Source organism: Nitrosomonas sp. (assembly GCF_019752095.1).
Classification (GTDB): Bacteria; Pseudomonadota; Gammaproteobacteria; order Burkholderiales; family Nitrosomonadaceae; genus Nitrosomonas.
On record NZ_JAIEMO010000003.1, the window covers coordinates 86,918 to 107,716 of the forward strand.

A 20,799-nucleotide genomic window follows, 5' to 3' on the forward strand; every position below is an offset into this window, starting at 1 on the left:
ATTGGCTCAGGATGAGACTGCCTGTTCGACTATCACATCGGCCAGTTTTTTTTGCAACTGTCGGGCTTGCGTGATAGTGGACTTGAGTTGGTCGCAGAGAGCCATCAATTCATCGACTTTGGTTACGATGCGGTATTGTTCGGCAAGAGGAGGTAAAGGGATAAGCGCGTTATTTAATTTTGCCAATGTAACTCGAGTAATTGCCACGCCAGTCATTTCTGCGCGCATTTCTGCATAAAATAGTGGAGAAGTTATGGTCTTAAGTAAAAATTGATTATTTGTTCCAACACTTGGTTTCAATAAGGCAACGCTCGAAAGCATACTAAACGGTTCATCAAGAGTATTTATCGTTGCGATACCAGTAGTAGCACCATCCTTTATGTATAAAATATCCCCTAAAACAGGATCACAACGACCATAAATTTCATTATGGACAGTTTTAGTAACATATGTAATCTCAGAAAGATCAATCCCCGAAGATTTGATATTCTTGGCTGAAATATATTTGAAAGCTTCTTTTTGAATATTTGGAGGTGAGTGATGAGTTCCATCTGTAATTTTTATTAGGACATTTCCTAACCTGACCCATCTCCACCCCTGCGGCAATTCAAACGGTTTTTCCTCATCCGTAATCGGCGGCAATGGTTTATTTTTTTTGATCTCCCCTTCAGCCACCAGCCTGGTTTTTTCCGCCTGTATGCGCTTGAGCAATTCGCTGGCGGGTTCATCGTTCGGGTCTTGCGGTACGAGTTTGCCCATTACCGCCAGTTGCAGCAGGGTTTGTTTGAGCGCGTCGATACTGGCTTCGGTGGTGAACAGCGACTCGAAATGCGTTGCAATGCGCTGCCAGTTGACGCTGAAGTCATCCGCGCTGTGTGATTGGGTCAATGTGCCGAGCAGGTGATTCACCAGTTTCTCGTGAGCTTCGGCGGCGTTGTTGTGCTGCGACTCCAGTTGATCACATAGCGCCATCAGTTCATCGACTTTGGCGACAATGCGGTGTTGTTCAGAGAGAGAGGGGAGCGGAATTAAGAATTTTTCTAAATCAGTAGCAGATAAATTCGGTTGAGCTGTTCCATTATCATATTTCTTAATCATTTGATAAGACAAAGGACTATCAAAGTAATCAACAAAATAATGATGACTCAGATAAGGATAAATCCTAATAATTACAAGCGAGGATGCAATAGCCCCCGTATCAAAGCCTTCTACAATTGCTGATTTACCTAAAGAGCCTCTAAGACAATAAAGAATATCACCATTAAAAAATTTACCACTCCTTAGCAAATCATATCGCTCTTGTGTAATGTATGTCATTTCATAACGATTTATGCGGCCGTCCTCCAGATGGCCTGCATTAACAAATGGGATTCCTTTTTCTACTAAGACTGATTTATTTGGATAATTTTTGCTCCTATCTCCATTCTCAAGGCGGCATAGATCTCCTAACTTCCCCCATACCCATCCCTGCGGCAATTCAAACGGCTTTTCCTCATCGCTTATCGGCGGCAATGGTTTATCTTTCTTGATCTTGCCTTCAGATATCAATCTGGCTTTTTCTGCTTGTATGCGCTTGAACAATTCACTGGCCGGTTCATCGTTCGGATCTTGCGGCACCAGTTGGCCGCGAACGGCCAGTTCCAAAATCAGCGCGCGCAGTTTTTGAATGCCGTACACGCTGCTGCCATTTCCGCCGCTGCGGCCACGGCCTGATTTCTTTTCTGTTGCGGCGCTGGTCCAGATGTCGAGTTGCTCGGTCAGTATTGACGGGATGGCACTCATGCCTTGTCCGCTCGGTTCAGCGCCTGATTCAGTATGTTTTTCAACTGTCCGCGCAGCGCGGCGATGTCATTTTGAATCGCGTTGTATTGTGCCAGCAGCACTTCGGGATCGTGGATTTCCTGCTCACCCACGTGCGGGTTTTTGCAATCCAGGTTGTAGTTGCGCGCCTGAATGTCTTGCAGATCGACTTTCCAGGCAAATTCATTCGACTCTCGCTGCTTGAAGCCGTCGGCCTCAATGCCCCACCAGGCGGCCTCGGCGTCGAATTCTTCAATTTTCATCGGTTTGGTTTTGTTGTAGCTTTTCACGCCCGGAGGGTACGGATGCTCGTAAAACCAGATGTGCCGGGTGGGCGTGCCTTTGGTGAAAAACAGCAGGTTGGTCTTGATGCCGGTGTAGGGACTGAACACGCCATTGGGCAGGCGCACGAGGGTGTGCAGGTTGCATTCTTGCAGCAGTTTTTCCTTGATGCGGGTTTTAATGCCTTCGCCGAACAGGAAGCCGTCGGGTAAAACCAGTGCGGCACGGCCACCCGGTTTGAGCAGTTGCATGATCAATACTAAAAACAGATCGGCGGTTTCGCGGGTGCGGAACGCGGTCGGGAAATTGGTTTCGATACCGTCTTCTTCCATGCCGCCAAACGGCGGATTGGTGACCACCGCATCCACGCGTTCCTTGGGTGTCCAGCTGATCAGCGGGCGACTCAGCGAGTTGTCGTGGCGGATGTTGATCGGCACGTCGATGCCGTGCAGAATCATGTTGGTAGTGCACAGCAAATGCGGCAGCGGTTTTTTCTCGATGCCGAAAATGCTGGCCTGGAGCTGCGCTTCATCGTCCACCGTTTTCACGTCGTGTTTGCGCATGTGTTCAATGGCACAGGCGAGAAAACCGCCGGTGCCACAGGCCGGGTCCATGATTTTTTCGCCCAGGCGCGGGTTGACCATCCGCACCATGAATTCGGTGACCGCGCGCGGGGTGTAAAACTCACCCGCATTGCCGGCTGCCTGCAAATCGCGCAGCAGTTGTTCGTACATGTCGCCGAACAAATGGCGTTGCTGGGCTTTGTTGAAATCGACGCCTTCCTGAATTTTGTTGACCACCTGCCGGATTAACTGGCCGGATTTCATATAGTTGTAGGCATCTTCAAACACCGAGCGGATCACATAGGCGCGCTGATCGCCGCCTTTGGCTTGCAGTTGTTGCAAGGCCGGAAACAAATCATTATCGAGAAACTGTTTCAGCGCATCGCCGGTCATGCCTTCGGCATCAGCTGCCCAGTTGCGCCAGCGGTATTGTTGCGGCAACGGCGATTGGTAGCTTTCTTCCAGCACCTCCCATTCACTTTCGCGGTCGTCAAAAATTTTGAGGAACAGCATCCAGACCAGTTGGCTCAGGCGCTGGGCGTCACCGTCGACGCCGACATCCTTGCGCATGATGTCCTGGATGGATTTAATGGTGGTTGAAATGCTCATCAGTTTTATTCTTTGGGGTCAGGTTAGTCAGGCGTAGAGATTTTGTTCCAGCTCGTGCAAGGCTTTCAAGTAGGCGGTTTTGCCGCCAAAGACAGAGACCAGCTCGCTGGCCGTGCCCATGTCTTTGAATGGATCGAGCGTCAATACTTTGATGTCTTCGATGTTTTCAATGCCGGTATCGGCGTATTTTTCCAGCAGATTTTCCAGCACTTGACGCACCGGTTCGCTGTATTTGGCAAAGTAGTTGCGCTTTTTCACCTTCTCGGCGCGTTCGCGGCGGGTCAGCGGCGGCTGGTCAAAGGCGACATGGCAGATCAGGTCGAATGCGTCAAAATCCTTGCCCACTTCGTCCGCCAATGGCTCGAGCAATATGCCGTGTTGCTGCAGTTCCTGCAGAATGGTCGCCTTGCGCTCGGACTGGCTCCAGCGGCGCAGGAATTCATCGAGTGACGCGTAATCTTTGCGCACGGTCTGGCGGGTGTAATCCTTCAGCGATTCGGTGATCAACTTGCCTTCCGGTCCGTAATACTGCACGCGCTCGGCGATGACATGCACGGTGACGTCGCCGATTACGTATTTCACTCGCCCGGGATCGCGCTCTTCAAAGCTCTCCCCGGTTTCCCCATGCTCCAGCGGAAGAAGCGGGTTGCCGTTTTGATCGAAGTCAATGCCGAATTCTTGATCCGGCGGCACGGGGGATTCATCGCTTCCCGGTTCATAAATCATCACCGGTTCGCCGTCAAAATCCTTGTCGGCAAATAGCTCGGTTGCTTTCTTGAAGTCCATGATGGTGAACCAGAACTTGCCATAATCTTCGTTGATGCGGGTGCCGCGTCCGATGATTTGCTTGAATTCGGTCATCGATTTGATATGCTGATCCAGCACCACCAGTTTGCAGGTTTGCGCATCGACGCCGGTGGTCATCAACTTGGAAGTGGTGGCGATCACCGGGTAACGTTCCTCCGGATTGATGAAGTTGTCCAGCTCTGCCTTGCCTTCGATGTCATCGCCGGTAATGCGCATGACGTATTTGCGGTTTTCCCTGATCCGTTCGGGATTGAGATTCACCAAAGCCTGGCGCATGCGCTCGGCGTGGTCGATGTCGTCACAGAACACAATGGTCTTGGCGTAGGGATCGGTTGCCGTCAGAAATTCGGTGATTTTCCGGGCGACCAGTTCGGTGCGCTGTTCCAGCACCAGCGTGCGATCCATATCGTTCAGGTTGTAGATGCGGTCTTCAATCATCTCGCCATGCTTGTCGGTCTGGCCTTTGCTGGGGCGCCAGCCTTGCAGGTCTTTGTCAATATCAATGCGCACGACTTTGTAGGGTGCCAGAAAACCATCCTCGATGCCTTGTTTCAACGTGTAGCTATAGACCGGATCGCCAAAGTAATGAATGCTGGAAACATCGCGGGTTTCTTTCGGCGTGGCGGTTAAACCGATATGCGTCGCGGAGGAAAAGTAATCCAGAATCTCGCGCCAGGCGGAATCTTCCGCGGCGCTGCCGCGATGGCACTCATCAATCACAATCAGGTCGAAGAAATCCGGCGAGAATTGCTTGTAGATGTTTTGCGCCTCTTCGCTGCCGGTGACGGCTTGATACAGCGACAGGTAAATCTCGTAGCTTTTGTCGATCTGGCGTTTGCTGATCTTGGTCATCGCTGCGCCAAATGGTTTGAAATCGTTATTCTTGGTTTGATCGACCAGAATATTGCGGTCAGCCAGAAACAGGATGCGCTTTTTCGTGCCGGATTTCCACAGCCGCCAGATGATCTGAAATGCAGTGTACGTTTTGCCCGTGCCGGTTGCCATGACCAATAAAATGCGTTGCTGGCCTTTTGCCACCGCTTCCACGGTGTGGTTGATGGCATTGGCCTGGTAATAGCGCGGGGCACGACCGGTGCCGTCATCAAAGTACGACATTTCGACCGTATGGCGCGCCTGGGCTGTTTCCAGCCCTTTCCATTGGCAATAGCGCTGCCACAGTTGCGCCGGGGATGGAAACTCATCCAGCGTCAGCGCCTGCTCGATCCGATTGGTTAGTCCGGTGCGGTCGTGCAGCAGAAAACCATCGCCATTGGAGCTCAATACAAACGGTACCTCCAGCGTTTCAGCATAATCCAGCGCCTGCTGCATACCGGCACCCACGCTGCAATTATTATCCTTGGCCTCGATCACGGCCAATGGAATATTGGATTTGTAATACAGAATATAGTCAGCGCGCTTCTGTGCGCCACGCGTGTGCAACTTGCCGCGCACGATAATACGGCCTTTGGTGAAACCGACTTCCTCCCGGATCTGGCTGTGCAAATCCCATCCGGCTCTGATAATGGCGGGCGTGATGTATTTGGTGCAGATATCGCGTTCTGAAAGGCTTTTTTTGTCGCTCATGCTTGTCGGATGGTTCTTTTATTATCGTTCAATGATATTTTATTGATAAGCTGCAAGACTAGGAATCTGAAACAATAGGCTGAGGATTAAAGCATATCAGTTTTAAATTGGCTATCACTATGGATTTCCGATCAGATGTTGGTAGCGTGAAGTGTGTATGCCGGGGATGGAGGTTGATGCACTTAACTCAATTTTTTAGGATAAAAAAGTAAAGATGAAAAGATTGACATCATGAAAAAGCACTCCCGTTACATCCCGGCCTTGCATTATCACTGGCTGACGCGCTGGTACGATCCCATGATGCGATGGTTTTTTCCGGAATCGGGAATCCATGCAAACTTGATTGCGCAGGCCCATATCGAGCCTGAACAAACCGTGCTGGATGTCGGCTGCGGCACGGGTACGCTGACATTACTGATCAAACAGGCCCATCCGAGCGTTGCCATGTATGGATTGGATATTGATGTTGAAATCCTGCAGATTGCGCAACGAAAAGCCAGACAGGCCGCACAAAACATTCTGTGGCAGCAGGGCTCAGCCACCGGCTTGCCTTACCCGGACCAAAGTTTTGACCATGTGTGCGCCAGTCTGTTACTGCACCATTTGACACGGCAAGACAAGCAACTCATGCTGCGGGAGGCATTGCGCGTACTGAAACCCGGTGGCACGTTGCATGTGGTGGATTTCGACACGCCGCATGATTTCGGCATGCAGTTGATTTCCTGGTTAATGCGCTGGTTTGAAGAGATACACGATAACGTTCTGGGGCTGTTACCGGTTTTTATGGCAAATGCCGGATTTCATCCGGTTGAAGCAATTACACATCATCGCACCGTTGCCGGCACGATTGCGCTATACCGTGCCGTTAAACCAGCCGCCTGAGATCCGTGGCGCGTTTTTCAAACAAATGATTCTGGCAAAAAGAATCTGTTAATCTAGCGGCTTTTCAAATAAGAGACCGATATGCCATTTAGTAACAGCAGTCAACTCAGCGCCATTATTGGCTTTGCAGAGCAACAAAACCCTCAGTCCATTCTTGATGTGGGCGTTGGTATGGGTCAGTATGGTTTTTTGTTGCGCACGAATTTAGAGAATATCAATCTGTTTGAGATTAATGGTGCAACTGCAAGGCAACGGAAACGGGAGCAATGGAAAATTAAAATTGATGGCATCGAAGGGTACCCTGGCTATGCGACCCCTGTGCACGAATATGCCTATAACAATTTGATGATCGGCAATGCCTTGACCTTACTTCCATCTTTGGCGGATGATGCTTATGATCTTGTGCTTGCCATTGATATACTGGAGCACTTGGATAAAAATCCAGGCAAGTATTTTCTGGAACAATGTTTGCGAGTGTGCAAAGGTTCTGTACTTATCAGTACGCCTAAGGAATTTTGCGAGCAAGAAGTGGCTGCCAACCCTTTGGAAAATCATCGATCACATTGGACTGAAGAAGACCTTAGGTCTTGTGGTTTTGTGAATTTCTTGCCCGATTCATTGAACTGGATTGCAATTGCTAGAAAATGATCGGGAGATAGTTGTTGCGTATCACAAAAATCATGGTCTTACTAAAGAATCCACATCAGGAATTATTTGGAATCAATAGCATAGATTTCTCATCGCGCTCGAAATAGCAGTTGGACGGTTATTCAAATGCACCTTAATATTCGACCGGCAACGGATCCAAACTGCGCCACAAGTACCAGGTTGCGACCGAGCGCCAAGGTTGCCAGGGCTGGGCGAGTTCGATCATGGTTTTCTTGTCAATGCTTTGTTTGTCGAAGTAGTGCAAGCTGATCGCGCGCTGCAGACCAATGTCATCGAGCGGCAGCACATCCGGGCGCTGCAAGTGAAAAATCAGGAACATTTCCGCAGTCCAGCGTCCAATTCCTTTTATTTGGCTCAATTGCGTGATGATGGTTTCATCGTCCATGTTGCTCCAACTGGTTTCGTTCAAATTTCCTTCCATAAAATTCCGTGACAAATCCTGCAGGTAAGTTATTTTTCTTGCGGAAAGTCCGCAGGCTCGTAATAAATCCGGTTCTTTTGCAGCGATCGCGCGCGGCTCGATGTCAGGAATAGCTATGACAACTTTTTGCCAGACGCTTTCGGCGGCTTTGACGGAAATCTGCTGTCCGACGATGGAGCGCGCCAGCGTGGTGAAAGCACAGCCGCGCGAAGTCAGCGTGCCACCCTCAAACTGCTGAATCAATTGCAGCATGATTTGATCGCAGGCGGCTAATTCCTGTGTTGCTTGTGTCCAGTACTCGGGTGTCATATTTGTAATAAGGTGGGGAAATTAATTGAAGCGGATGCGTAATTTTTACAGGCTAATACAGCTTCATTGGGATCATTATCGCAGTAAAATCGATAATGTACTTCTGGTTTTTCTTCTATCTATCTTATTTATTTGAATAATTTACTACCTATTCTGCTGTAACTGGCGTCACATTTAAGTCTTTGTCATATAACTATAAAAACCCAATTTCTTACTTGACTATCTAGAATTTATTGATTAAAGTGGGAAGCAGTGGGGAAATATGGGGAAATGTGGGAAAATTTGGCGCACCTCAATGAATTTTCCCCGTTATATGAGGAGACAGCATGTTTCGTGGCGTCACGCAGCTCAGTCTGGATGCAAAAGGTAGGCTTGCGATACCCGCAAGATACCGTGACGAACTGATGTCTACCTGCTCAGGACACTTGATTGTAACTGTTGATCCTTCAAAGTGTTTATTAATTTATCCTTATCCAGCCTGGGAACCAATAGAACAAAAACTCAATAGTCTCTCCAGTTTTAGTCCTGCGTCTCGTAATTTGCAGAGATTGATGGTGGGTAGCGCCAGCGATGTCGAGATGGATGCTGCCGGCCGCATTTTGCTATCTCCGTCGCTACGTCAGTTTGCTGACCTGTCCAAAGATGTGGTTTTGGTTGGACAAGGCACGAAGTTTGAACTGTGGAACGAAACACAATGGAATTTACAAATCGAAATTGCACTGGCATTCAAGGATGGCGATATGCCGCCTGAGCTGGAAGGATTCTCGCTGTAATTGATGGGATAAAGGGAATAAATGCATATCCCGGTGTTGTTGCACGCAGCCGTTGATGCATTGGCGTTAAAACCGGATGGGATCTATGTGGATGCAACGTTTGGGCGCGGTGGGCATAGTCGATTAATCTTGTCGAAATTGGGCGAACGTGGTCGGCTCATTGCTTTAGATAGAGATCCCTCCGCAGTATTGTCAGGTGAAGCTATTGCGGACAAACGATTTTGTATTCGCCATGGTAGTTTCTCCAGAATGCGGGAGATTCTGCAGACTATGGAGATTTCGCAGATCGACGGCGTGCTGCTGGATTTAGGTGTGTCATCACCGCAGTTGGAAGAAATTTCGCGCGGATTCAGCTTTCGGTCAGCGGGACCGCTCGATATGCGCATGGATACCAGCAGTGGACAGACTGCAGCAGAGTGGTTGGCAACCGTAGCGGAAAATCAATTGGAATGGGTGATTAAAGAGTATGGAGAAGAACGGTTTGCTAGACAGATTGCACGAGCGATTATTGCGGCAAGAGCGCAGCAGCCTATTGTTACCACGCTACAACTTGCTGAGATTGTCGCAGCAGTCGTTCGTACGCGGCAGCGAGACAAAAAACGCCATCCGGCGACGCGTACTTTCCAGGCAATACGGATTTATCTCAATCAAGAGCTTGAGGAATTGGCATTGGTCTTGCCGCAATGCGTGGATTTATTGAGGCCGGGTGGACGATTGGTAGTGATTAGTTTTCATTCTCTGGAGGATCGGATGGTGAAGCAATTTATCCGGGCAGCAGCCAACACTGACGAGCTGCCACGCGGAGTGCCGATACGGGAAAAAGAGTTGCAACGGTTCAGTAAGCAAACATTGCGATTGGTAGGTCGGGCAATTCGTTCAGATGAGCTTGAGGTGGCCGAGAATGTCCGGTCAAGGAGCGCAGTGATGCGTGTGAGTGAAAGAATCCAATTAAACAACAGGTAAATAAAGTGTTCAAATTGAATATCTTCATTATTCTGATATTAATTGTAAGCGCATTGGGCGTGGTGACCTCGCAACACACTGTACGGAAGCTTTTCATAGCGTTGGAAAAAGAAAAAGGCATAGAACAGAAGTTGGAGGTGGAATGGGGAAGGCTGCAATTGGAGCAAAGCACTTTGATTATGCATGGACGCATTGAGCGGATTGCGACAGAGCACTTGAACATGATGGTGCCAGCTGCTGCCAGCATACAAATTGTATCGATCAATACAGCAGAGAATGAAGTGGATGCGGAGAGCGTGAAACAATGATTAATCCAGTATTACCGCAACTCAAACTATCGGCATGGCGTTCCATGCTGCTGTTTGGCATGTTGGTGCTGGGTTTAATCAGCTTAGCGGTGCGTGCCGCCTATCTCCAGGGAATGCACAACGACTTCCTGCAAAAGAAAGGGGAATCGCGCTATAGCCGTGTATTGGAAATGAATGCAGATCGGGGGATGATCACCGATCGGAATGGTCATATCATGGCGATCAGTTCACCTGTCGCATCCATATTTGCTGATCCGAAAGTGGTGAATATTAAACCTGAAAAGCTGCAGCAATTGGCTAATTTACTGGAGATAAATAGTACCGATATCAATGCGCTTCTTACCAAGGAAAATAGGCGCTTTGTTTATCTAAAACGACAAATCGTGCCGGATATCGCTGAAAAGATCATGGATCTGAAGATCAAAGGTATCTATTTAACCAGTGAATCCAAGCGATATTATCCAGAAGGCGAGTTTGCCGCGCATGTGCTGGGCTTTACGGACATCAATGACGAAGGCCAGGAAGGTGTTGAGCGTGGTTGGGATGAAACACTTGCCGGAGAATTGGGTCGCCGCCGGGTGACCAAGGACAACAAAGGCCAGATTATTGATGAAGACGTCAAAAGTATTCGTTCTCCTAAGCCGGGACAGGATTTGGTTTTGTCGATTGATAGAAGAATTCAGTATCGTGCGCATGCGGAATTGAAGCAAGCGGTCCTGGCTAATAGAGCAAAAGCAGGCAGTATCGTAGTTCTGGATGCGCAAACAGGAGAAATATTGGCGCTTACCAATTGGCCTGCCTATAACCCAAACAGAAGATCTACCATCAATAATGAAAGACTTCGCAATCGGGCGTTGATTGACACTTTCGAGCCCGGTTCGACGTTGAAGCCATTTACTGTGGCCATTGCGCTGGAAGTCGGAAAAGTGAATTCAAACACAATCCTACAGACTGCGCCTGGATCGTGGCAAGTGGGAAGAAAAACCATACGAGACGTTAGCAACAAAGGAGAACTAACCGTTGCCGAGATCATTCAACAATCGAGTAATGTAGGTACGGCAAAGATCGCGCTGTCAATGGAACCACAAACGATGTGGGAAATGTTTAATCGTTCAGGATTCGGTGCGCTGACCAACTCAGGTTTTCCCGGCGAAGCCAGCGGAATACTGCGGCCTTATAATAGATGGCGGCCTATCGAGCAAGCAACCATGTCCTATGGGCATGGCATATCCACCAGTCTAATCCAGCTGGCGCGTGCTTATACGATCTTTACCAGCGGCGGTGAACTAAAACCTGTTTCTTTACTGAAACAAAATATGCCCGTCATGGGACAGCGCGTAATTTCACATAATACTGCGCGGGCAATGAGTCGTATGCTGGAGATGGCGACCCAACCCGGAGGAACGGCGCCATTGGCGCAAATTAATGGTTACCGTGTTGCCGGCAAAACAGGGACGGCGCATAAACTGATCGACGGACAGTATGCCAGTAAAAGCTATATCTCAACATTCGTGGGATATGCGCCGACATCGAATCCGCGTTTTATCATTGCTGTGATGATCGATGAACCATCAGCAGGAAAATATTTCGGCGGCGCAGTCGCCGCTCCCATTTTCAACAAAGTCATGTCTGGCGCTTTGCACATTCTAAATATTCCACCCGATGCTCCAGCCAATAATGTCATTACCTTTACCGCAACACCAGAAATGGGGGATGAAGGGTGAGCCTGATGACTGCCAAAAGGAAAAAATCAAAAGGATTTGATTTCCATTTGCTGGATGAATTGGGTGTTGCAATTGAAAATCTGGTAGCAGATAGTCGCCTGATAAAATCGGGGGATACCTTTCTAGCGTATCCCGGGGATACGACGGATGGACGCAAATTTATTCCACAAGCAATCGCTGCGGGTGCCAATGCGGTTCTGTGGGATCCACAGAATTTTGCATGGAAATCAGAATGGCATATCCCCGCATTAGCGGTAGATGATCTCAAAATGAAAACGGGGTTGATTGCCAGTTATATTTATGATTACCCTTCTCAAAAATTGTGGATGGTAGGAATTACCGGCACGAATGGTAAGACATCCTGCAGTCATTGGTACGCTCAAGCGATGGTAAATTTGGGATATAAAACGGCTGTGCAGGGAACACTGGGAAGCGGTTTTATTAGAGATCTACAAGTTTCAGAAAACACAACGCCTGATGCCACGGTATTGCAGCGTTCATTGAAGAAATTCGTCGATGAAGGCGCCAAGAGCGTTGTCATGGAAGTGTCTTCACATGGTTTGGTACAAGGAAGAGCCATCGGCACAACCTTTTCTGTGGCCGTGCTTACCAACTTGTCCCGAGATCATTTGGATTATCACCAAAATATGGATGCGTATGCGGCAGCCAAATCAAGCCTGTTTTTTTGGCCGGGATTAAAATACGCCGTAGTTAATATGGATGACGTGCTCGGCGTCGAGTTGTCGCGACAACTTATCAATAAATCCACCCGAATAATTGGTTATGGATTTCGTCACCCTGAAGAGCACGATTCAAAACACTTTAAAATGGTTCACGGCTCAAATCTAAAATTTGATATTCATGGTATGGAGTTTGATATTGAATTTGAGGGTAACCAAGAACATTTAAGAGTCGATTTACTGGGTAAGTTCAATGCATCCAACTTGCTGGCAGTCGCTGCAGCCCTGTTAGCCAGTGACATTCGATTGCCGGATGCGGTTCGTTCACTGCAAAGTGTACAACCCATTCCCGGAAGGATGGAAAAATACCACGAACGTAATCAACCAACTATTATCGTTGATTACGCACATACTCCGGATGCATTGGAGAAGGTACTGTGTACGTTGCGTGAGCTTCTCCGTATCGAGGGTCGAGATGCGCGATTATTTTGTGTTGTTGGTTGCGGTGGCGATCGGGACAAAGGAAAGCGCGCGATGGTTGGAGAAGTTGCGACACGTTTGGCCGATGAGGTTATTTTCACCAGTGACAATCCACGTTCAGAAGACTCTTTGCGCATTATTAAAGATATTGCCGCAGGCACAGTTGAAGAAAATTACCAAATAGAAGTTGATCGAGCGCTGGCAATTTACCAAGCAATCGCTAATGCGCAGTGTGGCGATATTGTGTTGATTGCAGGTAAGGGCCATGAAAAATTTCAGGAAGTAAAAGGACAAAAAATTTCTTTTAGCGATGCTGAAATTGTACAGCAGGTTTTGAAGGAATTGCCTTTGAAAGTAAGGGTGCAGCGATGATGATGGTGCAGGAAGCCGCACAAATACTACATGCTGACTGGAGCGGACCGGATGTGTATTTTAACGGAGTCAGCACTGATAGCCGGACGCTTAAGCAAGGTGAGCTATTCGTGGCTTTAATTGGCGACAGATTTGATGGCGGTAAATTTATATCCAATGCCAAGGAAAAAGGCGCGGTGGCAACAATGTTTCAACAAAATGCTGAACGTGCTGATTTGCCGGATAATTTCCCCGTGATTCGAGTTAAGGATACGCGACTGGGTTTAGGAGAGCTGGCGGCGTACTGGCGCAACCGTTTTTCGATACCTGTGATTGGTGTTACTGGTAGTAATGGTAAAACAACAACTAAGGAAATGATTGCGGCCATATTGCGTGTAGCAGCAAGCAGTGATGCAGCAATTAAAGAGCCGGAAGAATGTGTATTGGCTACCGAAGGTAATCTGAATAATGATATCGGCGTACCGCAGATGTTATTGCGCTTACGACAGCAGCATCAGTATGCGGTAATTGAAATGGGTATGAATCATGTCGGAGAAATTGCTTATCTAACTCAATTAGCCAGGCCAAATATTGCGGTAATCACTAATGCTGGGGCTGCGCATATTGAAGGATTGGGTTCGGTTGAAGCTGTAGCGCGTGCTAAAGCAGAAATTTTCATCGGTTTAGATCAATCCGGAACGGCGATTTTTAATGCAGATGACCCATATGCGTCATTATGGCGTGAATGTGTCGGTGCAAAAAAAATTATAGATTTTGGTTTAACAGAAAATACACGGATAAATGCTGTGTTCCAGCTGGGTCGGATGGCCAATAAGATTCAATTGAAATTGCCTGATGGTACCGTCGAAGTGAAGCTACAGGCACCGGGGGTGCACAATATTTATAACGCCTTGGCTGCAGCGGCTGTCGCCTGGACTCTTGGCATCAAAAAAGAATGGATTGCAGCCGGCCTCGAGTGCTTCCAATGCGTACAAGGACGGTTACAAAAAAAATGCGGTTTACATCATGCGCTGCTTATCGATGATACTTACAACGCAAACCCAGAATCGGTTCGGGCTGCTCTAGCTGTGTTGTCTGCGGCTGAAGGGAAGAAAAAAATACTGGTATTGGGGGACATGGGCGAATTAGGTAAATTAGCGATTGATTTACATCGTGCGATCGGTAGAGATGCGCGTAAAGCGGGACTGGATCAATTATTCACTTTGGGCGAATTAAGTGCTTACGCTGCAGAAGAATTTGGCCAAGGCGCACAACACTTTAATTCCATCGATGAGTTGCTGAATGTCACGAAAAGCTTGCTTGCCGATGATGTCACTTTGCTGGTAAAAGGATCGCGCTTCATGCAAATGGAACGTGTAGTGAAGCGGCTGGAACAACCCGAGGAATTCTCATGTTGCTAACGCTCTCCCAATGGTTGGCACAAGATATACGCGCTTTTAATGTATTCAGCTATATCACTTTGCGTACCGTTATGGCGACGCTTACCGCATTGGTAATTTCTTTCATTATTGGCCCCCTGATGATACGAAAATTGACTGCCTATAAGATCGGGCAATCGGTTCGAGAGGATGGTCCACAAACTCATTTGGTAAAAATGGGTACGCCGACAATGGGCGGCGCCTTAATCCTGATGTCAATCGTACTGACTACTCTGCTGTGGGCCGATTTGGGCAATCGCTATATCTGGGTGGTGCTGCTGACGACGCTAGGATTTGGGGTAATTGGCTGGATCGATGATTATCGTAAAGTGGTTCATCGTAATCCTAAAGGGCTTTCAGCAAAAGCCAAATTCTTTTGGCAATCGGTCATTGCTTTTGTTGTTGCAATCTATTTGGCATCAACCGCGGAAGTTTCAGCACAAACCGACATGATTGTGCCATTTTTTAAGGAAGTTGCGATTCCATTGGGGTTTGTGGGTTTTGTAGTTTTGACCTACTTTGTCGTCGTCGGCACCAGCAATGCGGTGAATCTAACCGATGGCTTGGATGGCCTGGCTATCATGCCTACAGTGATGATCAGTAGTGCGCTCGCAATTTTTGCTTATGCGGCAGGGCATATCGTTTTTGCAAAATATCTTGGAATTCCCTATATCCCCAATGCAGGAGAGTTGGCTGTTTTTTGTGGTGCCATGTCGGGCGCAGGTTTGGCCTTCCTGTGGTTTAACGCATACCCCGCTGAAGTATTTATGGGTGATGTAGGTGCACTGGCATTGGGTGCAGCGTTAGGAGTCGTTACTGTGATTGTGCGCCAGGAAATTGTGCTGATCATAATGGGCGGCGTTTTTGTGATGGAGGCTTTATCCGTTATGCTGCAAGTAGCCTCTTTCAAGTTACTGGGAAAACGAGTTTTTCGTATGGCGCCGCTGCATCATCACTATGAATTAAAAGGTTGGAAAGAAAATCAGGTGGTCGTCAGATTCTGGATTATTACCTTTATCCTGGTTTTAATTGGATTATCAACATTAAAGTTAAGATGAATTTGCAAGATAAAGCAGTACTGGTATTGGGAATGGGTGAGACAGGCTTATCAATGGTGAAATGGCTTGTTCGCCAAGGCGCAAAAGTTCGCGCTGCCGACAGTCGACAGGAGCCGCCAGCTCGGAAAGAGATGATGGAAAAATTTTCTGAAGTACAAACTTGCATGGGGAAATTTGATGCCAAAATTTTAGATGGCATAGAAATGATCGCGATAAGTCCAGGCGTTCCAGTAGCAGATCCCTGCGTGCAGCAGGCTATTCGACAGGGTATTCCCGTCATTGGAGATTTAGTACTTTTTTCTTGGGCACTTGAGCAGCATCATTTACCAAACCCTAAGGTTTTTGCGATCACTGGATCGAATGGAAAGACAACCGTAACGTCAATGGTCGGAGCTATGTTGAGAAAATGCGGTTGGAATGTGGCAGTAGCCGGAAACATCGGTCCCGCAGCTCTGAATGCGCTAATGGAGCAGATGGATGCCGGAAATTGGCCGCAGGCATGGGTATTGGAAACTTCCAGCTTTCAATTGGAAACAACTCACAATTTGAACGCCGATGTAGCAACAGTGCTGAATCTGAGTGAGGATCATTTGGATCGCTATACTTGCATGCAAGATTATGTCACTGCGAAAACAAGAATTTTTCAGCATGAGCAAGGTAGTGTATGTAAACAAATTTTGAATCGGAATGATTCCAGAATCAGTGAAATGGCCTTGGCTGATGGCAAGCAAATTACATTTGGCTGGGATGCACCACCCACTCTTGCCGATTTCGGTATCTTGCATGAGGATGACGATCAATGGTTAATGGAAGGCGATAACCGCTTAATGAAAACCTCTGAACTTGTAGTTAATGGGCTGCACAATGCTGTTAATGCACTGGCAGCGTTAGCTATGTGCCGTGCATTAGATATCGCCATCGATCCCCTGTTGTCAGCATTACGGGAATTTCGCGGCTTACCGCACCGGATGGAAAAGGTGGCAGCTTTTAACGGCGTTACCTTCTTCGACGATTCCAAAAGCACCAATGTGGGTGCTACGATCGCAGCATTAAATGGGATGAAACAGAATGTCATTTTGATTGCAGGGGGTGATGGCAAGGGACAGGATTTTTCACATCTAAGGCGGGCAGTTGCTGAGAATGCCCGTGCGGTGGTGTTAATTGGACGCGATGCAGGAATCATTGCCAACGAATTGAAAGATTGCAGTATTCCTTTGCATTTTGCAACCACCATGGAAGAAGCCATGCAGAAAAGCTTTCTGTTAGCACAAATGGGTGACGTGGTATTGCTTTCACCGGCATGTGCCAGCTTCGATATGTTTAGAAATTATATTCATCGTGCCGAGGTATTCGTGGCTGCTGTTAAAGATATTGAAAATAAGTTTTTTAATTTTGGACAGAAGAAACATTAAGTGATGATGATTTATCAGGCAATCAATCAAAAACCGAGAGTCATGGCCGATTTTGATCTGACTTTAGTGTGGTCTGCCCTGCTACTGCTGAGTATTGGTTTAGTCATGGTTTATTCTGCTTCGATTGCAATTGCAGAAGCTCAGTTTGGGCCTGATCGCGCCGGTTACTATTTGTGGCGACACAGTGCTTATCTGGGTCTGGGATTGGTCATGGGGCTGATTGCTTTTCAAGTGCCCATGCAGGTATGGCAGAAATACATCGCATATCTGTTCATGGTCGGCGTTTTATTGCTGATACTGGTTCTGGTGCCCGGTATTGGCCATGAAGTCAATGGCAGCCAGCGCTGGATATCACTCTACTTGGTAAATATTCAACCCTCTGAATACATAAAATTCTTCATGGTATTGTATGCCGCTGATTATGTAAATCGTAAAGCAGCTGATTTGAATTCTCTGCTAAAAGGATTTTTCCCCATAACCATTGTATTATCCATAGTAGGGGTTTTATTGTTATTGGAACCGGATTTTGGAGCATTTTTTGTAGTATCTGCTTTAGTCATGTCAATCCTGTTTCTGGGAGGGGCTAGTTTAAAAATTTTTATCGGACTCATTGGTATCCTGGCAATTGGGTTATACCAGTTAATTATTAGATCAGAATATCGATTAGGCCGAATTGTTGCATTCATGGACCCTTGGGCTGATCCATATGACAAAGGGTATCAGTTAAGCCATGCATTGATCGCATTCGGACGCGGTGAATGGCTCGGTGTCGGCTTAGGCGGCAGTGTAGAAAAGCTGTTCTATTTACCCGAAGCACATACAGATTTTCTGCTTTCCGTGCTGGCAGAAGAGCTTGGGTTTGCTGGCGTTGCCGTAGTGATCATTTTATTTATGTGGCTTATCACACGTGCATTTGTTATTGGTCGACTGGCAGCAAAACTGGAAAATCCCTTTTCAGCATTGGTGGCACAGGGGATCGGTATCTGGATTGGCGTTCAGGTACTGATCAATATGGGCGTGAATATGGGTGTTTTGCCTACAAAAGGATTAACGCTGCCCCTGCTAAGTTATGGCGGCAGCAGTATCACCGCGAGTTGCCTTGCTTTGGCAGTCTTATTGCGGATTGATTGGGAGAATCGTCGGCGCCTGCGAGGACTTACCGCATGAGTAAGCAGACCATCCTAATCATGGCGGGCGGCACGGGGGGACATGTTTTCCCGGGACTGGCCGTCGCTGATTATCTTAAGCAACTGGGATGGCGCGTGGTATGGCTTGGAACCGAATCGGGTATGGAATTAAAGCTGGTGCCACAGCACGGCTATGAAACTGAGGTGATCAGCTTTTCAGGGCTGCGCGGTAAACGCTTAGTTACTTGGCTAATGCTGCCGCTGCGTTTAGTAAAGGCATTTCTGCAAAGTATCAGAATTATTAGAAGCGTGAAGCCTAATGTGATTCTAGGAATGGGAGGGTATCCCGCTTTTCCGGGTGGCATGATGGCATCGCTACTGAATAAACCGTTAATCATTCATGAGCAAAATTCGATACCCGGGCTGACTAATAGAATCCTGGCAAAACTGGCGGATAAGGTTTTTCTGGGCTTTCCGGATGCAATTCTAAATAACAAAGAAAAACCCATTTATTCAGGCAATCCAGTGCGTTCTGAAATTATGCTGATTGAAGCTCCTGAAAAAAGATTCCCAGGTCGTGAAGGAAAATTGAATTTGCTGATTGTGGGCGGTAGCTTGGGTGCACAAACATTAAACACCATTGTGCCAGAGGCACTGAAATTAATACCTGAAAATCTCCGTCCGCGGGTAGTGCATCAGGCTGGCATAACGCAGTTGAATTCGGTTAAGCAAGTGTATGGCGATCTACAGATGGATGCTGAGGTAATTGCGTTTATTGATGACATCGCTAATCGTTATGCGACGTGTGATTTAGTATTGTGTCGTGCTGGTGCATTGACCATTGCAGAATTAAGTATAGTAGGCGTGGCCAGCATTTTAGTGCCATATCCTCACGCAGTAGATGATCATCAAACCCATAACGCTCGATTCCTTTCTAATCACGGGGCTGCTGTGTTAATTCATCAGCACGACTTGAGCGCGAGGAAATTAGCAGATTTGCTGGTGGATTTATCACGCGAAAAATTGCTCGAGATGGCAATAGCAGCACGCAGCCGAGCAAAACCGGAAGCAACTAGGGTAGTAGCTGAAGCATGTATTGAACTAAGCGAGGCATTGAATGAGGCATAAAGTCAAACATATTCATTTTGTCGGTATTGGCGGTGCGGGCATGAGCGGGATTGCCGAAGTATTCGTCAATATGAAATATCAAGTCAGCGGTTCCGATTTGATGGATAATTTAGTTACTCAGCGCTTGGCCAATCTCGGCATAAAGATTTATGTAGGCCATGCGAGTGAACAAATTAAAGGTGCAAACGTTGTCGTTACTTCAACAGCAGTCAAATCCGACAATCCTGAAGTGATCGCAGCCAAAAACAAAAATATCCCAGTGGTTCCACGTGCCTTAATGCTGGCAGAATTACTGAGGTTACGCACCGGTATCGCAATTGCAGGTGCTCATGGAAAAACCACCGCGACCAGTTTAATCGCAAGTATTCTTGCCGCAGCTGATATGGACCCCACATTTGTTATCGGCGGAAAACTCGAAGCGGCAGGTTGTCATGCCAAATTGGGTAGCGGCGAATTCATTGTTGTGGAAGCGGATGAATCCGACGCCTCATTTTTGTACCTACAACCAGTGCTTGCGGTCGTGACAAATATCGACGCAGATCATATGGAAACTTATGGATATGACTTTAATAGATTAAAACAAACATTTGTAGAATTCCTGCAGCACTTGCCTTTTTATGGCATGGCCGTGGTTTGCATCGATGATGCCAATATACGCGAAGTAATGCCTTCGATTACAAAGCCAATTACCACCTACGGTTTGTCCGAAGATGCAGAAGTTCGCGCTATCAATATTCAGCATAGCAATCATCAAATGAAATTCACTGCTGTAATCGGCGTAAATGGCTCAGCCCGCAAACTGGATATCACGTTGAATCTACCCGGATTGCACAATATACAAAACGCTTTGGCAGCAATTGCAGTCGCCAATGAAATTTGTGTGTCCGACACTGCCATAGTCAAAGCACTGGCGGAATTCAAAGGAGTGGAAAGACGCTTCCAACAGTTTGGAGAAATAAGGTTATCAATGCAGAAGAGTTTTACATTGGTTGATGATTATGGTCATCATCCAGCTGAAATAGAAGCAACCATGAAAGCAGCGCGAGGTGCTTTTCCAAACAGACGTTTAGTCATTGCGTTTCAACCGCATCGCTACACGCGGACCCGAGATGTGTTTGAGGATTTTACTAGAGTTTTATCACAGGCTGATGTGCTGTTATTAACAGAAGTGTATCCCGCAGGCGAGGATCCTATTATTGCTGCGGACAGTAAATCATTGGCTCGTTCAATCCGGGTACTGGGAAAAGTGGAACCCATTTATATTGAAGAAGTTGATGACTTGTCAATCGCCATACTCGATGTTGTGCAAAATAACGACATTGTCTTGGTCATGGGAGCAGGTTCAGTGGCAAAAGTTGCTCCACAAATTGCACAAATGAAAAGCAAATTAATAGTAGTCAATGGTAATGATTATTGAGGATCAATGAGCA

17 protein-coding genes are annotated in these 20,799 nt (G+C 47.3%); 13 read left to right on the top strand and 4 right to left on the bottom strand.

The annotated features are described in order from the left end of the window. Positions 1-6 precede the first annotated feature (6 nt). From K2Q13_RS00635 to hsdR, 3 genes are read right to left on the bottom strand one after another with little or no spacing between them, the layout of a single operon-like run. Positions 7-1,782 carry a restriction endonuclease subunit S gene (locus tag K2Q13_RS00635; protein ID WP_292918715.1) on the bottom strand — a complete coding sequence of 592 codons (1,776 nt, stop codon included), beginning with the start codon at positions 1,780-1,782 and terminating at the stop codon, positions 7-9. Beyond that, positions 1,779-3,254, bottom strand: coding sequence for a class I SAM-dependent DNA methyltransferase (locus K2Q13_RS00640; protein WP_292918716.1), 1,476 nt, complete (start codon positions 3,252-3,254; stop codon positions 1,779-1,781). The genes K2Q13_RS00635 and K2Q13_RS00640 overlap by 4 nt, the downstream gene beginning before the upstream one ends. Before the next feature lie 27 nt (positions 3,255-3,281). Further along, a complete protein-coding gene (gene hsdR, locus K2Q13_RS00645; protein WP_292918717.1) occupies positions 3,282-5,645 on the bottom strand; it encodes an EcoAI/FtnUII family type I restriction enzme subunit R in 2,364 nt (787 codons plus the stop codon). Between the two features lie 231 nt (positions 5,646-5,876). Here hsdR and K2Q13_RS00650 point away from each other — a divergent pair, with 231 nt between their 5' ends. Then, on the top strand, positions 5,877-6,527 hold the full coding sequence (locus K2Q13_RS00650) for a methyltransferase domain-containing protein (protein WP_292918718.1): 651 nt from the start codon (positions 5,877-5,879) through the stop codon (positions 6,525-6,527). 81 nt (positions 6,528-6,608) lie between these two features. Further along, positions 6,609-7,175, top strand: a complete 567-nt coding sequence (locus tag K2Q13_RS00655; protein ID WP_292918719.1) for a class I SAM-dependent methyltransferase — start codon at positions 6,609-6,611, stop codon at positions 7,173-7,175. A 133-nt stretch (positions 7,176-7,308) separates the two neighbouring features. Here the strand turns inward: K2Q13_RS00655 and K2Q13_RS00660 are convergent, their stop codons facing one another. Beyond that, positions 7,309-7,926, bottom strand: a complete 618-nt coding sequence (locus K2Q13_RS00660; protein WP_292918720.1) for a DNA-3-methyladenine glycosylase — start codon at positions 7,924-7,926, stop codon at positions 7,309-7,311. 326 nt (positions 7,927-8,252) lie between these two features. Here K2Q13_RS00660 and mraZ point away from each other — a divergent pair, with 326 nt between their 5' ends. Genes mraZ through murC form a run of 11 tightly spaced genes read left to right on the top strand, consistent with a single transcriptional unit; the run spans position 8,253 to position 20,786 of the window. Next, a complete protein-coding gene (gene mraZ / locus K2Q13_RS00665) occupies positions 8,253-8,699 on the top strand; it encodes a division/cell wall cluster transcriptional repressor MraZ (protein ID WP_292918721.1) in 447 nt (148 codons plus the stop codon). A 21-nt stretch (positions 8,700-8,720) separates the two neighbouring features. Further along, positions 8,721-9,662: a 16S rRNA (cytosine(1402)-N(4))-methyltransferase RsmH gene (rsmH, locus tag K2Q13_RS00670; RefSeq protein WP_292918722.1), complete on the top strand. Its 942-nt coding sequence runs from the start codon at positions 8,721-8,723 to the stop codon at positions 9,660-9,662. A 5-nt stretch (positions 9,663-9,667) separates the two neighbouring features. Next, positions 9,668-9,970 carry a cell division protein FtsL gene (gene ftsL, locus K2Q13_RS00675; RefSeq protein ID WP_292918723.1) on the top strand — a complete coding sequence of 101 codons (303 nt, stop codon included), beginning with the start codon at positions 9,668-9,670 and terminating at the stop codon, positions 9,968-9,970. Further along, positions 9,967-11,694: a penicillin-binding transpeptidase domain-containing protein gene (locus K2Q13_RS00680; protein WP_292918724.1), complete on the top strand. Its 1,728-nt coding sequence runs from the start codon at positions 9,967-9,969 to the stop codon at positions 11,692-11,694. The genes ftsL and K2Q13_RS00680 overlap by 4 nt, the downstream gene beginning before the upstream one ends. Before the next feature lie 5 nt (positions 11,695-11,699). After that, positions 11,700-13,226: a UDP-N-acetylmuramoyl-L-alanyl-D-glutamate--2,6-diaminopimelate ligase gene (locus tag K2Q13_RS00685; protein WP_292918725.1), complete on the top strand. Its 1,527-nt coding sequence runs from the start codon at positions 11,700-11,702 to the stop codon at positions 13,224-13,226. After that, positions 13,223-14,626 (top strand): UDP-N-acetylmuramoyl-tripeptide--D-alanyl-D-alanine ligase, encoded by a 1,404-nt coding sequence (gene murF, locus K2Q13_RS00690; protein ID WP_292918726.1) that lies wholly within the window; start codon positions 13,223-13,225, stop codon positions 14,624-14,626. The genes K2Q13_RS00685 and murF overlap by 4 nt, the downstream gene beginning before the upstream one ends. Then, positions 14,617-15,702 carry a phospho-N-acetylmuramoyl-pentapeptide-transferase gene (gene mraY / locus K2Q13_RS00695; protein WP_292918727.1) on the top strand — a complete coding sequence of 362 codons (1,086 nt, stop codon included), beginning with the start codon at positions 14,617-14,619 and terminating at the stop codon, positions 15,700-15,702. The genes murF and mraY overlap by 10 nt, the downstream gene beginning before the upstream one ends. Continuing rightward, complete coding sequence (murD, locus tag K2Q13_RS00700) at positions 15,699-17,114, top strand: UDP-N-acetylmuramoyl-L-alanine--D-glutamate ligase (RefSeq protein ID WP_292918929.1); 1,416 nt, start codon at positions 15,699-15,701, stop codon at positions 17,112-17,114. Before mraY ends, murD begins: the two co-directional genes overlap by 4 nt. A gap of 6 nt (positions 17,115-17,120) precedes the next feature. Beyond that, entirely contained in the window at positions 17,121-18,281 is a 1,161-nt protein-coding gene (gene ftsW, locus K2Q13_RS00705) for a putative lipid II flippase FtsW (RefSeq protein ID WP_292918930.1), read from the top strand. After that, a complete protein-coding gene (gene murG / locus K2Q13_RS00710) occupies positions 18,278-19,369 on the top strand; it encodes an undecaprenyldiphospho-muramoylpentapeptide beta-N-acetylglucosaminyltransferase (protein ID WP_292918728.1) in 1,092 nt (363 codons plus the stop codon). Before ftsW ends, murG begins: the two co-directional genes overlap by 4 nt. Further along, on the top strand, positions 19,359-20,786 hold the full coding sequence (gene murC / locus K2Q13_RS00715; RefSeq protein ID WP_292918729.1) for a UDP-N-acetylmuramate--L-alanine ligase: 1,428 nt from the start codon (positions 19,359-19,361) through the stop codon (positions 20,784-20,786). The genes murG and murC overlap by 11 nt, the downstream gene beginning before the upstream one ends. The last annotated feature ends 13 nt before the right edge of the window (positions 20,787-20,799 follow it).